The sequence below is a fragment of the Acinetobacter guillouiae CIP 63.46 genome (assembly GCF_000368145.1).
Lineage (GTDB): Bacteria > Pseudomonadota > Gammaproteobacteria > Pseudomonadales > Moraxellaceae > Acinetobacter > Acinetobacter guillouiae.
In genome coordinates this window covers 759,251-776,789 of the sequence record NZ_KB849283.1, presented here as the reverse complement: position 1 = coordinate 776,789, position 17,539 = coordinate 759,251, and the positions used below count along the sequence as shown (strand labels likewise).

Annotated in this window: 20 protein-coding genes; 10 read left to right on the top strand and 10 right to left on the bottom strand. The window is 37.7% G+C overall.

All coding sequences use genetic code 11. The features are described 5' to 3' along the window. Positions 1-192: 192 nt before the first annotated feature. The 4 genes from F981_RS08830 to F981_RS08820 all read right to left on the bottom strand — a co-directional run bounded on the left by F981_RS08830 (position 193) and on the right by F981_RS08820 (position 2,411). Complete coding sequence (locus tag F981_RS08830) at positions 193-834, bottom strand: DUF4304 domain-containing protein (protein ID WP_004720668.1); 642 nt, start codon at positions 832-834, stop codon at positions 193-195. A gap of 21 nt (positions 835-855) precedes the next feature. Beyond that, positions 856-1,005: a hypothetical protein gene (locus F981_RS23895; RefSeq protein WP_004720667.1), complete on the bottom strand. Its 150-nt coding sequence runs from the start codon at positions 1,003-1,005 to the stop codon at positions 856-858. A gap of 45 nt (positions 1,006-1,050) precedes the next feature. Continuing rightward, positions 1,051-1,680 carry a hypothetical protein gene (locus tag F981_RS08825; RefSeq protein WP_004720665.1) on the bottom strand — a complete coding sequence of 210 codons (630 nt, stop codon included), beginning with the start codon at positions 1,678-1,680 and terminating at the stop codon, positions 1,051-1,053. 80 nt (positions 1,681-1,760) lie between these two features. Beyond that, a complete protein-coding gene (locus tag F981_RS08820; RefSeq protein WP_004720662.1) occupies positions 1,761-2,411 on the bottom strand; it encodes an A1S_1983 family putative colistin resistance protein in 651 nt (216 codons plus the stop codon). Positions 2,412-2,511: 100 nt separating this feature from the next. On the opposite strand from F981_RS08820, the gene ispF reads away from it, so the two are divergent. After that, positions 2,512-3,003 carry a 2-C-methyl-D-erythritol 2,4-cyclodiphosphate synthase gene (gene ispF / locus F981_RS08815; RefSeq protein WP_004720660.1) on the top strand — a complete coding sequence of 164 codons (492 nt, stop codon included), beginning with the start codon at positions 2,512-2,514 and terminating at the stop codon, positions 3,001-3,003. Positions 3,004-3,156: 153 nt separating this feature from the next. Here the strand turns inward: ispF and rpsT are convergent, their stop codons facing one another. Continuing rightward, entirely contained in the window at positions 3,157-3,423 is a 267-nt protein-coding gene (rpsT, locus tag F981_RS08810) for a 30S ribosomal protein S20 (protein WP_004720657.1), read from the bottom strand. Positions 3,424-3,636: 213 nt separating this feature from the next. Here rpsT and F981_RS08805 point away from each other — a divergent pair, with 213 nt between their 5' ends. The 9 genes from F981_RS08805 to F981_RS08765 all read left to right on the top strand — a co-directional run bounded on the left by F981_RS08805 (position 3,637) and on the right by F981_RS08765 (position 13,703). After that, on the top strand, positions 3,637-4,302 hold the full coding sequence (locus F981_RS08805; protein WP_004720655.1) for a Rossmann-fold NAD(P)-binding domain-containing protein: 666 nt from the start codon (positions 3,637-3,639) through the stop codon (positions 4,300-4,302). A gap of 12 nt (positions 4,303-4,314) precedes the next feature. Further along, positions 4,315-4,827, top strand: a complete 513-nt coding sequence (gene rraA / locus F981_RS08800; RefSeq protein WP_004720654.1) for a ribonuclease E activity regulator RraA — start codon at positions 4,315-4,317, stop codon at positions 4,825-4,827. A 42-nt stretch (positions 4,828-4,869) separates the two neighbouring features. Beyond that, the gene (locus F981_RS08795) at positions 4,870-5,655 is read left to right on the top strand and encodes a glutathione S-transferase N-terminal domain-containing protein (protein ID WP_004720652.1); all 786 of its coding nucleotides are present in this window, start codon (positions 4,870-4,872) and stop codon (positions 5,653-5,655) included. 51 nt (positions 5,656-5,706) lie between these two features. Further along, positions 5,707-6,189: a DUF6678 family protein gene (locus F981_RS08790; RefSeq protein WP_004720651.1), complete on the top strand. Its 483-nt coding sequence runs from the start codon at positions 5,707-5,709 to the stop codon at positions 6,187-6,189. A 182-nt stretch (positions 6,190-6,371) separates the two neighbouring features. Further along, positions 6,372-7,313, top strand: a complete 942-nt coding sequence (locus F981_RS08785; protein WP_004720648.1) for a Dyp-type peroxidase — start codon at positions 6,372-6,374, stop codon at positions 7,311-7,313. A gap of 109 nt (positions 7,314-7,422) precedes the next feature. Beyond that, positions 7,423-7,779 carry a hypothetical protein gene (locus F981_RS08780; protein WP_016539448.1) on the top strand — a complete coding sequence of 119 codons (357 nt, stop codon included), beginning with the start codon at positions 7,423-7,425 and terminating at the stop codon, positions 7,777-7,779. Between the two features lie 295 nt (positions 7,780-8,074). Next, positions 8,075-11,536 (top strand): transcription-repair coupling factor, encoded by a 3,462-nt coding sequence (mfd, locus tag F981_RS08775; RefSeq protein ID WP_016539449.1) that lies wholly within the window; start codon positions 8,075-8,077, stop codon positions 11,534-11,536. Positions 11,537-11,765: 229 nt separating this feature from the next. After that, positions 11,766-12,200 carry an HIT domain-containing protein gene (locus F981_RS08770; protein ID WP_004720642.1) on the top strand — a complete coding sequence of 145 codons (435 nt, stop codon included), beginning with the start codon at positions 11,766-11,768 and terminating at the stop codon, positions 12,198-12,200. A gap of 54 nt (positions 12,201-12,254) precedes the next feature. Next, positions 12,255-13,703, top strand: a complete 1,449-nt coding sequence (locus F981_RS08765) for an adenylate/guanylate cyclase domain-containing protein (protein ID WP_004720640.1) — start codon at positions 12,255-12,257, stop codon at positions 13,701-13,703. Positions 13,704-13,787: 84 nt separating this feature from the next. Here F981_RS08765 and fdx read toward each other — a convergent pair whose 3' ends face one another. From fdx to iscU, 5 genes are all read right to left on the bottom strand, one after another. Next, positions 13,788-14,126, bottom strand: coding sequence for an ISC system 2Fe-2S type ferredoxin (gene fdx / locus F981_RS08760; protein WP_004720638.1), 339 nt, complete (start codon positions 14,124-14,126; stop codon positions 13,788-13,790). Between the two features lie 15 nt (positions 14,127-14,141). After that, positions 14,142-16,001 (bottom strand): Fe-S protein assembly chaperone HscA, encoded by a 1,860-nt coding sequence (gene hscA, locus F981_RS08755; RefSeq protein WP_004720636.1) that lies wholly within the window; start codon positions 15,999-16,001, stop codon positions 14,142-14,144. A 65-nt stretch (positions 16,002-16,066) separates the two neighbouring features. After that, complete coding sequence (gene hscB / locus F981_RS08750) at positions 16,067-16,582, bottom strand: Fe-S protein assembly co-chaperone HscB (RefSeq protein WP_004720634.1); 516 nt, start codon at positions 16,580-16,582, stop codon at positions 16,067-16,069. Positions 16,583-16,682: 100 nt separating this feature from the next. Then, a complete protein-coding gene (gene iscA / locus F981_RS08745; RefSeq protein ID WP_004720632.1) occupies positions 16,683-17,003 on the bottom strand; it encodes an iron-sulfur cluster assembly protein IscA in 321 nt (106 codons plus the stop codon). Between the two features lie 45 nt (positions 17,004-17,048). Then, positions 17,049-17,435, bottom strand: coding sequence for a Fe-S cluster assembly scaffold IscU (gene iscU / locus F981_RS08740; protein ID WP_004720629.1), 387 nt, complete (start codon positions 17,433-17,435; stop codon positions 17,049-17,051). Positions 17,436-17,539: the final 104 nt, after the last annotated feature.

Genomic DNA, 17,539 nt, shown 5'->3' with positions numbered 1-17,539 from the left:
ACCTTTGATCCTCTATTGTTTGGTGTTCGGTATTTACAACAAATATGTCATCAGACTATTTATATATAGTTATTTATAAGTTAATTAAGTCAGGAAATAAAGCGTAAAACTTTAAATCGGATCGTGAAAGTTGTTAGAAAATATAACAAATATTTCAATTTGGTGAATAGCGCATTTGACTGCTTCATTTCGTCATTCATCGATAATTTGCGGAATCGCTAAACTTGGATTTTGGATAAATGATGCTAATCGTTCTTTTAATGAGGTGGCTCGTTCAGGAACAGCATCAATTGCAATCTCAGCGAGCCTCTTGACCAATTGTAAATCACCAGCAGCACCAGCTACATAGCAGAGGGTACACATGTGTGCGGGATGTAAGGGATTTATACAGGCCTGATGCGCTTTCTTGAGAAAATCTTCAGGCCAATGTGCTAATTGATTAAAGAAATTTTGGCTTTGACGATTCCACTCAGATACTAGAAATTGCACCATTTCGTTAGCATCTTGTTCATTTGAGGTATATGACCAGTCGTTGTCATGATCATTGATCAAATAAGGCAGGATCGAACTACGCCATGCACAATCGAAATCACGCATTTTTTCAATATCTAAAGCGTTACCTGTACATCGCATAACATATTCACCTAATGGGATGAGGTGAATACCGAGATTAACTTGAAAACAATGTCTTTTAATGGAGTGCTGTATATCGACGATTCGAATAACTTCTCCCTCAACCTGCCTAAATACATCGCCTTTTTTTATAAAGCCTTGTGCTTTTAAAATGGGATAAAACTGACGTTGTAATAGTTTGGAAATGACTTTTTTATCCATTAGATATATCCATGGTGAAGGCTAGCATTGCCATAGAAATTTAGCAGTTTTACCCTGAGGGCAAACAAACAGCCATTCAACTTGTAAGCCAAACGTTTTAACAGGAAGACCGCCAAAAGAGGTTTGATCAAGGTGTTGTGAGACTTGGTCTAAAATTAACAGTTGAGTCATTGTTATTCCCTATTTTATTTATATTTTAATTAAGCTAGTTAGATCTTAACTGTGTACAACATATCCAAAGATTCCAACCAAGCTGCTATTCTGGGTTAAGCCCAATGCAAGTCGAGGCAAGACACAACCTGTAATGATTGTTCCTTTCGGGTAATCATCAGAATCGATTTGTTCTAAAAGTGCTGAGTCACCAATCCGAACAAATGCACAGTCGATAAAATCGTGTTGTGCTGCAAACCAATTTATCATCTTGTGCCAAGGCTGAAAATATTCTGCTGGAGATTCTTCACCATCTTGTTCAACTTCTTTCCACCACTGTGTATTGGTTGTAAGCGGTTCAGTCGTAATGTTCGCCAAAGGAAAAATAGTATTGGCAAAGTATTTTTGAATCAGTTGAGGCGTAATTTTTTGGCTAGCTGAGTTTTGTGAATGCATGATATAAAAATCTTGAAAATAATCACCCGAGTTTGAACCCATACCAACTTCAACATTTGTCATGATATTGGCGATTTCAGCGCTTAGTTTTTGACAAAGTTTTAATTCATCGGGATCAATTTCATGCTGCAATGGGATATTGTGCTTTGAGATAGAACCATCATTATAAACGCTGGTAAAGCGCGAAATGATATTGTTAGGCCATTCATCTGTATCAGCACCCACATCATAATTCTGCATACATTAAGATAATATTTTTAATCTTTCTTCACTTAACGCTAGTTTTGTACTCATGGTTTTGCCAAATTTAATTATAAATCTTAATCATATAAACGGTAAATTCCAGTAAAGCGCTCACAGCCTTTTTGTGTTGTTGTCACAGACAAAATTGCTTTTTGGAAATTAAGCACATATTTACAGTCATGTTCATTGTCCAAAATTTGATTCTTTTTTTCAGGCGTGGTGTAAGCCAACAATGAGACGATTTGACTATCTTTACGGTTATTGGGATTTCGGTAGGCGATGCCTTCAACTTTAATCCGATCTTTAGTCAGTTGATGGATTTGTAAATGGGCGGGTTGCTTCGAAATTTTACCATGTTCATATTTGATGAAATGTTGGGTTAAACTTTGATTCATTGAAGTGTAAAAATTTAAGTCTTCTAGGCGAATATCGAACTGTTGTTTAAAACAATCGTTGCTTTTACATTGACTTAAACGGTTGAGCCACAAACGATGCGTATCATTGATTAAGCGTATTGGTGCATCTGTGACCAGATATGCAGTGAGATAGCTCTCATTTAATTGAGCGCGCAGTTCACTATACTGCGAACCACATAACTTTTTTAAAAGTGATGAATCTTGGTGCTTACAGTCAAGAGGCAGGGCGTAAACAGCTGATGTACTGATACAGCTCAAAATGAGACCAGACAAGAGTGTTTTAATTTGATTAAATTCTGTATTCAACAGCATGATCGCTTATACTTTCACAATGTTTGCATACGTACTATAGCGAAAGAGAAAGTACGAATACAAGATTTTTAAATTTTAAAAACTGCAAAAGGAGCTAAGAATGATCATACCGATTCGTATTGGGCAGGGAATGGATGTACATGCTTTTGAAGAAGGTGATTTTGTAACTTTGGCAGGCGTTCAAATTCCACATACGCATGGTTTAAAAGCACATTCTGATGGTGATGTCGTGTTACACGCATTATGTGATGCTTTATTGGGTGCATTGGCTTTAGGGGATATTGGACAGCATTTCCCAGACACAGATGCTGAATTTAAAGGTGCGGATAGCCGTAAACTTTTAAAACATGTTTATCAATTAATTTTAGACCGTGGTTATAAATTAAATAATGCCGATATTACTGTGGCATGTGAACGGCCTAAATTAGCCAAACACAATTTGGAAATGCGTCAAAGTATTGCAGATGTGTTAGATGTTGATGTGACTCAAATTAGTGTTAAAGCAACAACCACAGAGAAATTGGGTTTTACTGGTCGTCAGGAAGGTATTTTATCCACTGCAACAGTCTTAATTTCACATTTAGCAAAGTAATTATTTTTATAGTTTAGATCTCTTACTTATCTATCTACTGAGAAATAATGATGAAGTGGTAGATAAGTTTTGATGTTTTCTGATTTTAATGCGCTATAGTCAAATTTTAGCTACAAAAAAAGCCCTTTAAAGGGCTCTTTTCATATGCAAAAATTAGTTAGCTAACGCTTTAACCTGTGCATTCAAGCGGCTCTTGTGACGAGCAGCTTTGTTTTTATGGATGATACCTTTATCCGCCATACGGTCAATAACTGGAACTGCAGCTTTATAAGCTTCAGTTGCGGCAGCATATTCACCAGTAGCGATAGCAGCGATTGTGCGTTTGATATAAGTACGTACCATTGAACGCAAGCTTGCGTTGTGTTTACGTGCTTTAACGTTTTGACGAGCACGTTTTTTTGCTTGAGCAGAGTTTGCCACTCGTGCACTCCTTGAATTAGATGGGTCTGGGCGGGCTGAAACCACATCTGAAAACCACATCAGAGGATTATCACCAGCCCGTAAACAAGTGCCATATTGTGATTAAAGAGGCCAGTAAAGTCAAGTGTTGACATGCTTTGACAACATTTTTGTTGAAGAAAAATTTGAAATAAAACGTTAGATTAGTAATAAATCTAGGAGATTGTTTAAAAAATGACTAATTCGATAAAAAATGCGATTGTGATTGGAGCAACAGGTTTAGTGGGGCAGCGTCTGATTGAACAGCTCGATTTATTGACTGATTGTGAAAAAATTACAGTTGTTGTGCGACGAGAAAATCCCGACTTTTCAAAATTTAAAAAAGTTGAACAATTTGTATTGGATGATTTCCTTCTACTCAATGATCAAGATGTCAGCGGTTACACTCATGCATTCAGTTGTTTGGGAACGACCATTAAAAAGGCAGGTTCTAAAGAAGCTTTCTATAATATTGATTTTGAGATCAATGCGCATTTTGCAGATTTATTTGAAATGACTGAAACTCATTTACTTTTAGTCAGTGCGATGGGGGCAAAAGCCAGCTCGCCAATTTTTTATAATCAAGTGAAAGGTGAGCTTGAGGACTATATACAAAAGTTGAACTTATATCGTTTTTCTATTATTCGCCCATCGTTACTCCTTGGTGAACGAAATGAAAAGCGATTCTTAGAAGACGTAACGCAAAAGCTGTATGGTAAATTTTCGCATTTGGTACCCAATTCTTTTAAATATAAGCCAGTGACAGCACAACAAGTGGCTCATACTATGGTCGAGGCTGCTCAAACACAAACTCAAAAAATTGAAATTTATGATAATTTGCGTATACAAAATAGCAAATAATGGAGTGATAACGTGACTACAGTACCTTTTGTAACTTGTGATTTATTAGATGATCATCCAGACCAAGACATCCAAACCTTGATTCCATCTCTAGATGGTAAGTTTTTTAGAAGTTATGGGGCGCGAAAAACCTTTGGTGGTCAAATCGTGACAGTCAAGTGTTTTGAAGATAACTCACGAGTGAAAGAGTTACTTGCTACAGATGGAACAGGCAAGGTTTTGGTTGTCGATGGTGGAGCATCCATGCGTTGTGCCTTGATGGGTGACATGATTGCAGAGTCAGCGGTTAAGCATCACTGGAATGGTGTAGTGATTTACGGCTGTGTACGTGATGTAGATGCACTAGTTGAACTTGATCTAGGTGTCCATGCATTGGCTTCAATTCCACAAAAAAGCAATCGTAAAGGCATAGGTGAGGTCGATATTCCTGTGTATTTTGGTAGTGTCACTTTCAATTCTGGTGAATATATCTATGCAGATAACAATGGCATTGTGGTTTCAAAAGAAAAATTAGTGGATTTATAAAAAGCTTTATTTAAGCGAAAACAATCATCTAGGGGGTATAAAATGGTGCATCATCAAATTAAAGTTGTACAAGCTTTGGCTTCATCACTGACTGAGGGAGGCCGTGGTGTAACAGGAACTCCGTTTCCAAACCAGCCAGAAAAGGCTTTAAAGTTATATGAGTTTGAGGGTTCACCATTTTGTCGCCGTGTACGAGAAGTGATGACCTTGCTCAATTTGGATTATGAAGTCTATCCATGCCCTAAAGGTGGAACTAAATATCGTCAGGTTGTAAAAGAAAAAGGTGGAAAATTGCGTTTTCCGTATTTCATTGATGAAAATACGGGAACAGCAATGTACGAATCGCAAAAGATTGTTGATTACTTATTTAAGCATTATGGTAAAACAGGCAAAACACCAAAGAAATATTCTCATTATCCTAAATATCCAACGGTCGCTATGGTGGGAACCATTATTAATGGTGCACGCGGGGTTTGGGTTAATAAAAAAATTATTGATCGTGCAAGTCCAGCGCAATTATTGGAATTATGGGGGTTTGAAGCCAGCCCCTATACACGTGTTGTGCGTGCTGTGTTAACTGAATTAGAAATTCCATTTATCTTTCATAATGTGGCGAAAGAGTGTTGGCAAGATCTAGGCCCAGCAGTTTTACGTTTAAAACCCGGTAAATATGTTCCTTTGGTCGGTGGCAAACGTGAAAAAATTATTCCAGTTATGGGGCGTGCAAAGCAAGACATTCAAGTGCCTTATTTAGAAGATCCAAATACAGGTGAAAAACTCTTTGAGTCAGCAGCAATCGTATCTTATTTACAGAAACAATATGGTTAACTCTATGTGTTAAAAGCACCTAACATAGGTGCTTTTAATTGAAGGATAAATGTGGGTTTACAAGAAAATTATCTTGAATATCGAAATCATATAAATACTTTAAAGGCTGACCAAGGCTATATAAAGTATATTTTGAAAATTCAGCAGGTCGTGCATCAACGGCAGTTGGTATCTTGTATGAGTGATTCAAAATGGCTCAAACTTCTGCATGCAATGACAGACTTGGATTTTCCACCTGCATTTATTGTCAAATTGGTGACTGAAAATAAAGATCTACAAGCTGAAGATCAATTTGTGAAGAAAATTCCGTGGTATTGGGGTGATTGGCATCCTTTCTATCACGATGCTATGCCTGTATTTATTACAATTGAATATTTACTTGTAAAGCCTATGCTGAGCAAACCGAGAGGAAGATTGATCAGTGATTTGATTTTAGATCAAACAGATCAATTTCGTACTTTGTTGCAGCGTTTGAATATTGTGTTTGATGAGAAAAACAGTTGTTTTAAAATTTATGCTTATTACTCAAAGTGATTTTAAAAATAATGACAATAGAGGTGTCTGAGCAAAAAAGTCAAAACTTATTGCTTTAATCATTTTTCGCAACATTTCTATTCATATAAATATTGTGAATTAGTGGATTGTTAACGATAAAAACTTAAGCTTTAAAACAGCCTATGTTAGATTGTAACCAATAGAATATTTTGAGATAAATTATGACTTCAACTCGAATTCAACCTGTAATGAATCGTCCAGGGGAAAATGCCTTATTTATTGTTTTAGGATTAAGGCTTGGGGCTGAAGTAATAGATACAGTAATCGATTTTGCAGCAAATTTTTCAGCATTAACACGTAGTTTAACCAACCGTTATCCAGATGCACAATTTAGTGCAGTCATGGGATTTGGGGCAAATGCGTGGGAGCGTTTATTTCCCGATCAGGCTAAACCACAAGAATTAGAACAGTTTAAAGAAATTAAAGGGCCAAAATATACGGCGGTTTCAACAGAAGGTGATTTGTTTTTCCATATTCGTGCTGATCGTCAAGCGTTGTGTTTTGAAATGGCAGATATGATCAATACGCAATTAAAAGCCGTAAGTTATCCAGTGGATGAAGTGAATGGTTTTCGATATTTTGACGGTAGAGCGATTATTGGCTTTGTTGATGGGACAGAAAACCCAGAGCCTGAAATTGCAGCTGAATATGCACTGGTGGGTGATGAAGATCCAGACTTTAAAGGTGGCAGTTATGCATTTATTCAAAAATATATGCATGATATGGACAAGTGGCGTGCGCTCAGTGATGAAGAACAAGAAAAAGTCATCGGACGTAAAAAGTTTAATGATGTTGAACTGAGTGATGATGTAAAGCCTAAAACAGCACACAATGTAGTGAGTAAGGCACACGATGCAGATGGTAATGAAATTAAAATCATGCGTGCAAATATGCCGTTCTCAAATCCATCTAAAAATGAATATGGCACCTTCTTTATTGGTTATGCACGCAAATTTAGTGTGACTCGACAAATGTTAGAGCATATGTTTCAAGGTGATGAAGAAGGTAATTTAGATCGTTTATTAGATTTTAGTACAGCAGTGACTGGAACCTTATTCTTTGTGCCTACTGTCGACTTCTTAGATGATTTGGGTGACGAATAACGCTGATGGTTTATGTTCTTCAGGTAAATGGTCGTTTTAAAACGGCCTTTTACTGCGAACTTTTATCATCTTTGTTATGATGAAGCTTTGATTTGATTGAGTTTTAATGATGTTTGATAAAATTGCAGCATTATTTAAGGGCAATAAAAACGGTCCTGAACAAGTTTTTCTACAAGAAAATAATATTCAAATTGATGCTGAGCATGGTTTTATTGTAGATGGTATTGTTTTAAATCGTGAGTTATCTGAACGGCTGGAATACTTTTCTAACCGAAAACTCAATAATTTTGATGATTTAAAAGCTTTGTTCTATAAAACAATTTTGATCAATGAAAAGATTGATTTAGAAATTGCGACAAACAACTATGTGCATAGACTTGGCAATACAGAAGAAAATTTAAAACAATTCAAACAAATTATTCAAAAACTCAATGATTATTATAAAACGTTTAAACGAGAAAAATAAATCAACTTAAGGAATGCAAAATATCTGGTGGAATCAGAATATTTCACTAAAGAATAATGTGTGATGTCGCTTAGATTTTTCTCTGTTATACAAATAACTATTCTCAATTCATTTGCAAGAGCTTCCACAGGTCTATGATCCTGTGAGTTTGTCTTGAGGTTGATGTGAATTCTATCCTGATGAAGAAATGCTGTTGTTGAGTCATTGCGCAGATAAATAGAATAAACAAAATCACTCAACTGAATAAAGTCATCATGTTAAACTATTGCTCATGTCTTTTAGACCCTATGCGATTATGTTTAAACAAGAAATCTCTGACCTCAATTTAAAACAACTGAAAGCAGGTGAAAAGCGCTGGATTGGCACAATGCTAGGTTCATCTGCAGCCTTATTGTTTAAGGAGATCGCAGAGAAATCGGATCAGCTCTTTGTATTGGTTGCAAAAAATAATCAGCACTTGGGACAGTTGGAAAGTGAATTAGAATTTTATGGGGTAAAACCAACAATATTTCCAGACTGGGAGATATTGCCATATGATCGTTTATCTCCGCACCAAGATATTGTTTCTGAAAGACTATCAATACTTTCCAATATGCCACAAAAAGGTATTTTATTGGTATCAGCAACCACCTTGGCACAACGTGTTGCCCCTACATCATGGGTGTTGGGTGAGCATTTTGATATCCGCGTTGGTCAGAAATTTGCATTAGAACAACAAAAATTAAAACTGGTTCAGGCGGGTTATCATCTGGTTGATACCGTTTATGATCATGGGGAATTTGCGGTACGTGGTAGCATCATGGATATTTATGCCTCTGGGCAAAACGCGCCTATCCGTATTGATTTATTTGACGATGAAATAGACAGTTTAAAATTCTTTGACCCAGAAACCCAAAGAACAACAACAAAGTTAGAGCGTTTTACCGTACTTCCTGCAAAAGAATTTCCGTTAAAAGAAGCGCGTTCAACATTTCGTGATCGTTATGCAGAAAGTTTTCCAACTGCAAATCCCAAGAAAAACCCAATTTATCAAGATGTGTTAGAAGGCATTGCTTCTCCAGGATTAGATTTCTATTTCCCATTATTCTTTTCACAGCAAGCCATGCAAACACAAAGTTGTTTGGTATCGTACTTACCAAGCAATGCGATTGTCATTACAGATAAACACATTGACGAAGGATTGTTGAGTTTTTGGACAGATGTGATGCGCCGTTATGAAGACCGACGCCATAATGCTGATCAACCGCTATTACCACCTGAAGAAATTTTTATACAACCGAATCAACTATTCGAATATTTAAATCAATTTTCAAGAATTATTGCCTCAACAGAAGCCATTGAATTAAAAGCAGGCTGTATCAATTTGTCGGTTGAATTGCCGCCACGATTGCCTGTAGACCCTAAACAAGACCAGCCATTTAAAGCAGTGAAGCAGTATGTAGATGAGGCCAATCATCCAGTGTTACTGGTGGCTGAAAGTGCTGGACGTCGTGAAACTTTAAAAGATGCTTTACGTGCAAGTTTAGGTGAAATTCCAGTTGTTGAAAGTTTTGCTGTATTTCAACAATCTAATTTCTCTGTCGCGATTACCAATGCGCCTTTGGATCGTGGATTGGTCATCAGCAATGATCTATCGGTTATTTCTGAAAACCAACTGTATGAACACCGTGTAGTACAGCGCCGTAGAAAACGTCAACAAGAGGTTTCAGAAGAGTTTCTTATTCGAAGTCTGACGGAACTCAATATTGGTGCGCCAGTGGTGCATATTGATCATGGTGTTGGGCGTTATGCAGGTTTAGTCACCTTAAATATTGATGAACAAGACTATGAGTTCCTGCAATTAAACTATGCAGATGATGCAAAAGTGTATGTTCCTGTCACTAATTTACATCTGATTAGCCGTTTTAGTGGCGGTGATCCTGATTTAGCACCTTTACATAAATTGGGTACAGATGCATGGAATAAAGCAAAACGTAAAGCGCTTGAACAGATTCATGATGTGGCAGCTGAATTACTACATATCCAAGCACGTCGTCAGTCTAAACCCGGGATTAGCTTTGAGCTGGATCAAAGTGCATATATGCAATTTTCCAGTGGTTTTGCTTATGAGGAAACGCTGGATCAGGCCAATGCCATCGAAGCGACTCTATACGATATGCAACAAGCCAAACCAATGGATCGACTGGTTTGTGGTGATGTTGGCTTTGGTAAAACGGAAGTGGCAATGCGCGCGGCATTCGTTGCTGTTCAAAATAATAGGCAAGTGGCTGTCTTAGTGCCTACCACCTTATTGGCGCAACAACATTTTGAATCATTTAAAGATCGCTTTGCCGATTGGCCAATTCGTATAGAGGTACTTTCGCGTTTTGGAACAAATAAAAGTCATACCAAAATTATTGAAGATTTAATCAATGGTAAAGTCGATATCGTCATCGGCACACATAAAATTCTTCAGGAAAATGTGCAGTTTAAAAACTTAGGTTTAATGATTGTCGATGAAGAACATCGTTTTGGGGTACGTGATAAAGAGCGTATCAAAGCCATGCGTGCAGATGTTGATATGTTAACCTTAACTGCAACACCAATTCCTCGTACCCTGAATATGGCTTTTGGTGGGATGCGTGATCTTTCAATTATTGCCACACCACCCGCACGTCGTTTAGCTGTTAAAACTTTTGTCAATGAACAAACTAATGAAACCATGAAAGAGGCAATTCTGCGAGAGTTGTTACGTGGTGGTCAGGTTTATATCTTGCACAATGAAGTAGATACCATAGAGCGCGCTGCAGAAAATATTCGTCAACTTGTACCAGAGGCACGTGTCGCTGTTGCACATGGTCAAATGCGTGAACGTGAACTTGAGCAAATCATGCAACAGTTCTATCACAAAGAATTTAACGTGCTGGTCTGCTCAACAATTATTGAAACAGGGATTGATGTTCCCAATGCCAATACGATTATTATTGAACGTGCAGACAAACTCGGCCTAGCCCAATTACATCAATTGCGTGGTCGTGTTGGACGTTCACATCATCAAGCCTATGCATATTTGATGGTGCCATCGATTAAAGGCCTTAAAGGTGATGCAGAAAAACGTTTAGATGCCATTCAAAGAGCTTCAAATCTTGGCGCAGGCTTTATGCTGGCTACGGAAGATTTAGAGATCCGTGGTGCAGGTGAATTACTGGGTGAACAACAAAGCGGTTCAATGAATGCAATTGGCTATAGCTTATATATGGAAATGTTAGCCAAAGCGACCAAAGCAATTCAACAGGGCAAGACGCCTAATTTTGATACACCACTTTCACTTACTTCTGAAATTACCCTGCATATGCCTGCTTTGATCCCAGATGAATATTTGGGAGATGTACATCAGCGTCTTATGTTCTATAAACGTATTAGTAATACCGACACTCAGGATAAACTTGACAACATCCGTATGGAGTTGATTGATCGCTTTGGTGTACCGCCATTACCAGTAAAACAATTGTTTAGTGTTCATCAAATTCGGGTTAAGGCTGAAGCCTTAGAAATTACCAAAATTGATATTGGGGCCAATGGTGGGGTGATCGAATTTTCACCTGATACACCTGTGCAAGCGATCAGTATTATTCAACTCATGCAGAAGCATCCAACTTGGTTCCGTATGGAAGGTGGGCAACGTTTAAAAGTGATGGTGATGCTTGAAGAAAATGACAAGCGAATTCAGTTTATTCAGGATTTGTTAAACAATTTACTGACAGAATTAAAGCGTTAATTTATCAGGATTTTGAGCTTAAAAAATGCTCAATTTGAGATTAAAAGTGCTTATGAATTTTTTCTAGTAAATCACTTGAAAAAATTCTGTGATTCTTTAAAGTGTAATTGTGATCAGGTTCAAAACAAACTGTGTTTATTTGTACCAAAACACAAGATAACCAATATTCACACGAAAACCGATGTGTTAGTATTAGCCATCCTTTTAATTTTGCGTCATTTATAAAGATATGTTTAGTTTGCATCCACAACTTGCTCAAGATACTTTTTTTGTAGGCGATTTTCCGCTTTCAACATGTCGTTTAATGAATGATATGCAATTCCCGTGGCTGATTCTTATTCCACGTGTTCCTGGTATCACTGAGTTATATGAACTAAGTCAAGCTGACCAAGAGCAGTTTTTACGTGAATCAAGCTGGTTGTCTAGTCAGCTTTCTCGTGTTTTTCGTGCAGATAAAATGAATGTCGCTGCACTTGGAAATATGGTTCCGCAATTACATTTTCATCATGTAGTTCGTTATCAGAATGATGTAGCTTGGCCTAAACCTGTATTTGGCCTGCAAGCAGTTCCTTATAGCAATGAAGTATTAGCACACATGCGTCAAACACTGATGTTGGCGTTACGTGGTCAAGGTGAGATGCCATTCGATTGGCGTATGGATTAAGTGTAAACAGCACAAGGGAAGTGTTTAATAAAATGACATCCGAGGTAAAATATTTTGCCATTTGAACGTATGTTAGATAAAGAGCCAAAGCAATTTGAAATATTCCAGCGATTTATGGGGTATTTGATTATTGCTTTGGTGGTCATGGTTTATTATTTCACCTCCCCAATTGCAAATTATCAATTTTATGTTCCTTTTTTTATTGGCTTTATTTTTATTGTTAGCCCTAAATTATCGCGTTGGCTAGAATATTCATATGGCTCTAAGATTCGGAAGAATATTTATTTTTTAATTGATGTCATCGTTGTTTCTACCGCATTGGCTGCTGTACATTTAAGCCTCGTGGTAACTTTTGTATTGTTATTTGCACTGATCTATACAGCGATTAACAACAAAATTTCTTTTATGATGGGCTCTTTGGCAATTTTAGTTGCCTTTGTTGTGTTTTATACCAATATTATTTTTATCTTTGGTTTTTATGATTATTTTCAGCAAACCAGCCCTGAGCTATCAGTCCTGTCTTTTATTAGTATTATCTTGTTTGTAAACATCGGAAATTATTATCAAAATCGCCGTATCAAAAGTGTAGAAACCAAGAAAAACACCTATTTCAATGAAATGAATCGTTATATTGAGTTGTCAAATCAACTCAGTCGTTATGCGCCATTACAGCTTTGGCAGGCGATTATGCGTGGCGATACAGAAGCCAAGATTGAATATAAACGTAAAAAAATGACGGTTTTCTTTTCTGATATTCAAGGATTTACAGAATTATCAGAAACTTTGATTCCAGATGATTTGGCCTTTGTATTAAATGACTATTTAAGTCATATGACTGAAATTGCCAAACAATATGGTGCAACCATTGATAAATTTATGGGTGATGCAATCCTGATTTTCTTTGGTGATCCAGACTCACAAGGTGTGGAGCAGGATGCGAAAAACTGTATTGATATGTCGATTGCAATGCGCCAGCAGATGAAATTTCTCCGTGAACGTTGGGTGAAAATGGGCTATGCACCTTTACATATTCGTATGGGGGTAAGTACCGGTTATTGCCACGTTGGAAACTATGGTGCTGTACATCGTATGGCGTATACCATTGTGGGTCGTGATGCCAATTTAGCAGCGCGTTTGCAATATGCTGCGGATATCGATGAAATTTTGGTTTCAGATGAAACCTATAAGCTGATTAAAAACGATTATCTTTGTGCACCAAAAACCCCGATTGAACTGAAAGGGATTCAAGGTAAGGTACGCACTTGGCAAGTGATGGAAAAATACTCTGCAACCAAGAATGAAAATCAGCAATGGTTTGATTATGAGTATAAAGGCTTCCACTTGGTGCTGAATTTAGAAGAAGTGCAAAACTTTGAATATCCAGAGTTGGTGGAAGTATTAGAAAAAATGGTAGAACGGATTAAGGTTCAGCAAAAACTTACCAATTCTCAAGGTGTTGCAAAGCTTAATATTGAAGACGAAGTCAACTCAAATTATTTGTAAAATCCTTAAATATTAAATTAAATACCTAAGCCATTAAAAAACCACTCATAAAGAGTGGTTTTTTTTGCCTATATGAAAAGCAACTTAGTGGTTTTCAGAAGCATGGTTAATCGTATACTTTGGAATTTCAACTTCCATATCTTCATCAGTGATTTTAACTTGGCAAGACAGACGCGAATCGGGTTCTAAGCCCCAAGCGCGATCGAGTAAATCGGCTTCAATATCATCCATCTCTTCGAGCTCATCAAAGCCTTTGCGTACAATCACATGGCAAGTGGTGCATGCTTTAGACATGTCACAGGCATGTTCGATTTTAATACCATTATCGAGCAAGCTTTGGCACAGATTGGCGTTTGGTTCAACTTCAAACTCAGCACCATTTGGACAAATTGTTGCATGAGGTAGTACTTTAATACGTGGCATAGTCGTTACCTTAAATTAGTTTGAGTTAGACCAATCATCAAGTTTGGTGCCTTTGAGTGCATGATCAATATGTTGATTCATACGTTCTGCTGCAAAGGCATCGCTATAAGTTTTTAACTGTTCAACTGCATGCTCAATCGATTTGATATCGTTTGTTTCAAGCTGGGCTTTTAAAGCTTCAGCGGCTTGGTTGAGCGCAGTCAGTTGTTCAGTACTGAGCAGATTGGAGTCGACCTTTAACGCCTGTGTTAAGGCTTCAAGTTCACGCTGTGCTTCAACTTTAGTTTCATTGAGATGGCGAAGATTTTTATCTTCTTCAGCGAATTTATAACCTTCTAAAAGCAAGCGTTCAGTATCGGTCTCAGACAATCCATAAGAAGGTTTAATGTCGATTTGCGCATTGACCCCTGATGTGGTTTCTTTGGCTGAAACAGTAAGCAGGCCATCTGCATCGACCTGAAAAGTGACTTCAATACGTGCCTGACCCGCGGTCATTGGTGGGATACCATGTAATACAAAACGACCTAAGCTGCGGCAATGCTCAACTAAGTCACGTTCGCCTTGCAAGACATGGATCAACATGGCGGTTTGACCATCTTGATAGGTGGTGAACTCTTGACGGCGTGCAACAGGAATGGCTGTATTACGTGAAATTAAGCGTTCAACCAAACCACCCATAGTTTCTAAACCGAGTGACAGTGGGGTAACATCTAAAAGTAATGAGCCATCCTTAGAATTCCCAATGAGTTGATTCGCAGTGATAGCAGCGCCAATCGCCACAACTTCATCAGGATTGATGGTACAAAGCGGCTCTTGCTTAAATACTTCACGCACCACTTTCTGTACAGCATAAGAGCGGGTTGAGCCACCAACAAGAACTACATTTTGAATATCATCGAGTTCAAGTTTTGCATCACGCATGACACGTTTACACACATTGATCGTCTTATCTAATGCCACTTGAATGATTTCTTCAAATGTCGTGCGATCTAGCGTGAGGTGGTGTGTTAGAACTTTAATATCAACAGAGGTAGCATCACTGAGCGCTTCTTTGGCTTTACGTGCAGAAACGATAAAGTGTGCATATTCTGCATCATCTAAGGTTTCAATATTCAGTTGTTTTTTTGCCCATTTAACAATAAGGCGATCTAAGTCATCGCCACCCAGTGCGGTATGACCGCCTGTAGCTAAAACTTCAAACACACCTTGAGAAAAGCGTAAAATAGACACATCAAATGTACCGCCACCTAAATCATAAATGACATAGTTACGGTCTGTTGTTAGATTGCTCTCTTGATCTAAGCCATATGCAACAGCTGCAGCGGTAGGTTCATTGAGTAAGCGTAATATATTTAAACCTGCGAGTTCAGCTGCATCACGTGTAGCTTGGCGTTGCGCTTCATCAAAGTAGGCTGGAACCGTAATCACAGCGCCATTCACCGGATTGCTTAAACTTTGTTCAGCGCGATCTTTCAGTTGTTTTAAAATTTCTGCAGAGATTTCTACAGGTGTTTTACGACCTTGAGCTGTTTCAAATGCTGGCATTTCATTATCAGCACCTGCAAGCGTGTAAGGGTGTTGAAATTTAACATCTGCTTTAGAACGGCCCATAAAGCGCTTAACAGAAACAATGGTATTTTTAGGGTCAGCAGTAATAAACGGTTTTGCTGCGTCGCCATATTCGGTCGAATTTTTAGAATAATGTACAATAGAAGGAAGTAACACGCGACCTTGCTCATCGTTCAGTACTTTGGCTTTGCCTGATAATACCGTAGCAACAAGAGAATGGGTTGTCCCTAAGTCGATACCAATCGCAATACGGTGTTCATGTGGCGCACTTGATTGTCCTGGTTCAGCAATTTGCAAGAGTGCCATTTGTCACATCCTTAAAATAAAAACTAAAAACAAATTCGGGTAAAACATATAATGAAAGTTAAAATTTAGAAATCATCATCTAAACTAAAATCTTCATCATCTAAAAGCTGATCTTCGGCTTTATCAATATCATTCATGACTTTTTGAAAGAATCGTAACTTGCGCACCGTGTCACGTGCTTCAGCCCAATCTTCATCCTCAAAATCAATTTTGAATTCACGAACTAAGCCATCAATCCATTGTTGGACTTCTTTTTTTAAAGAATGCAATTGTTCGGTATTGGTTGCTTCATCAAGCTGCTCACGAATTTCTAAAGCAGATTGTAAAAACTCAAAATCACTAATTGATTGATCTAAGTGATGATCTTGCTTTTTGAGTGACAGTAGATAAGCAGCACGACTGTCTACATTGGATAAAGCTTTATATGCTTGATTAATTTCACTTGATTTAATCAAAGCTTTGTCTTTATCTTCAGCTTTATCAGGATGATATTGCTGTTGTAGTTTTAGGAAATTAGCTTTTAATGTCGCTAAATCAATATCGAGTGCTTCCGGGAGATCGAACAACTCAAAATGACTCATGGGAGATACTCATCCACGATGTTTTACAGGAAAACGGTGTAATTAAATGTGATTAAAACAGTGCAAGACACTGTTTTAACATGAGAAAAAGCAGGGCAGATTATACAGTGAAAGATTCACCGCAGCCACATTCACCTTTTTTATTTGGGTTATTAAACTCGAAGCCTTCATTGAGACCATTTTTAACATAGTCCATTTCCATACCATCGAGATAAACCAAACTTTTTGGATCTACAAAAACTTTTACACCAAACTGCTCGAACATTTGATCATGAGTGTCGATATTATCAACAAACTCAAGTACATAAGCTAAGCCAGAACAGCCTGAAGTTTTCACACCAAGACGAATACCTTCACCCTTACCGCGATTCTTTAAGTAATTGCTGATATGAGTTGCAGCATTTTCAGTTAGATTGATCATGAAAACTCCGTTAAAAAATCATCTGCTAAATTTGACGAACAGATATTAGGCTTTAGTTTTCTTGCTACGGTAATCTTCAACAGCAGCTTTAATTGCATCTTCTGCAAGTACAGAACAGTGTACTTTTACAGGAGGAAGTGCAAGTTCAGTTGCGATGTCGATATTCTTAATCGCCTGTGCTTCGTCAAGCGTTTTACCTTTTAACCATTCGGTTACGAGTGAGCTAGATGCAATTGCAGAGCCACAGCCATAAGTCTTAAAGCGAGCTTCTTCAATTACACCACTGTCATTCACTTGGATTTGTAAACGCATTACATCGCCACATGCAGGTGCACCCACCATACCTGTACCAACATTTTCTGCATTTTTATCCAACACACCAACATTACGAGGATTTTCGTAATGATCTATTACTTTTTCGCTATAAGCCATGTTGCTTCTCCAAACCTCGGGGTCAGCGTTGATAATATGTATTTCTACAATCTAATTTGGTGGCATTTTACTGATTTTCAATAAAATGCCGCGTTTTGATTTCA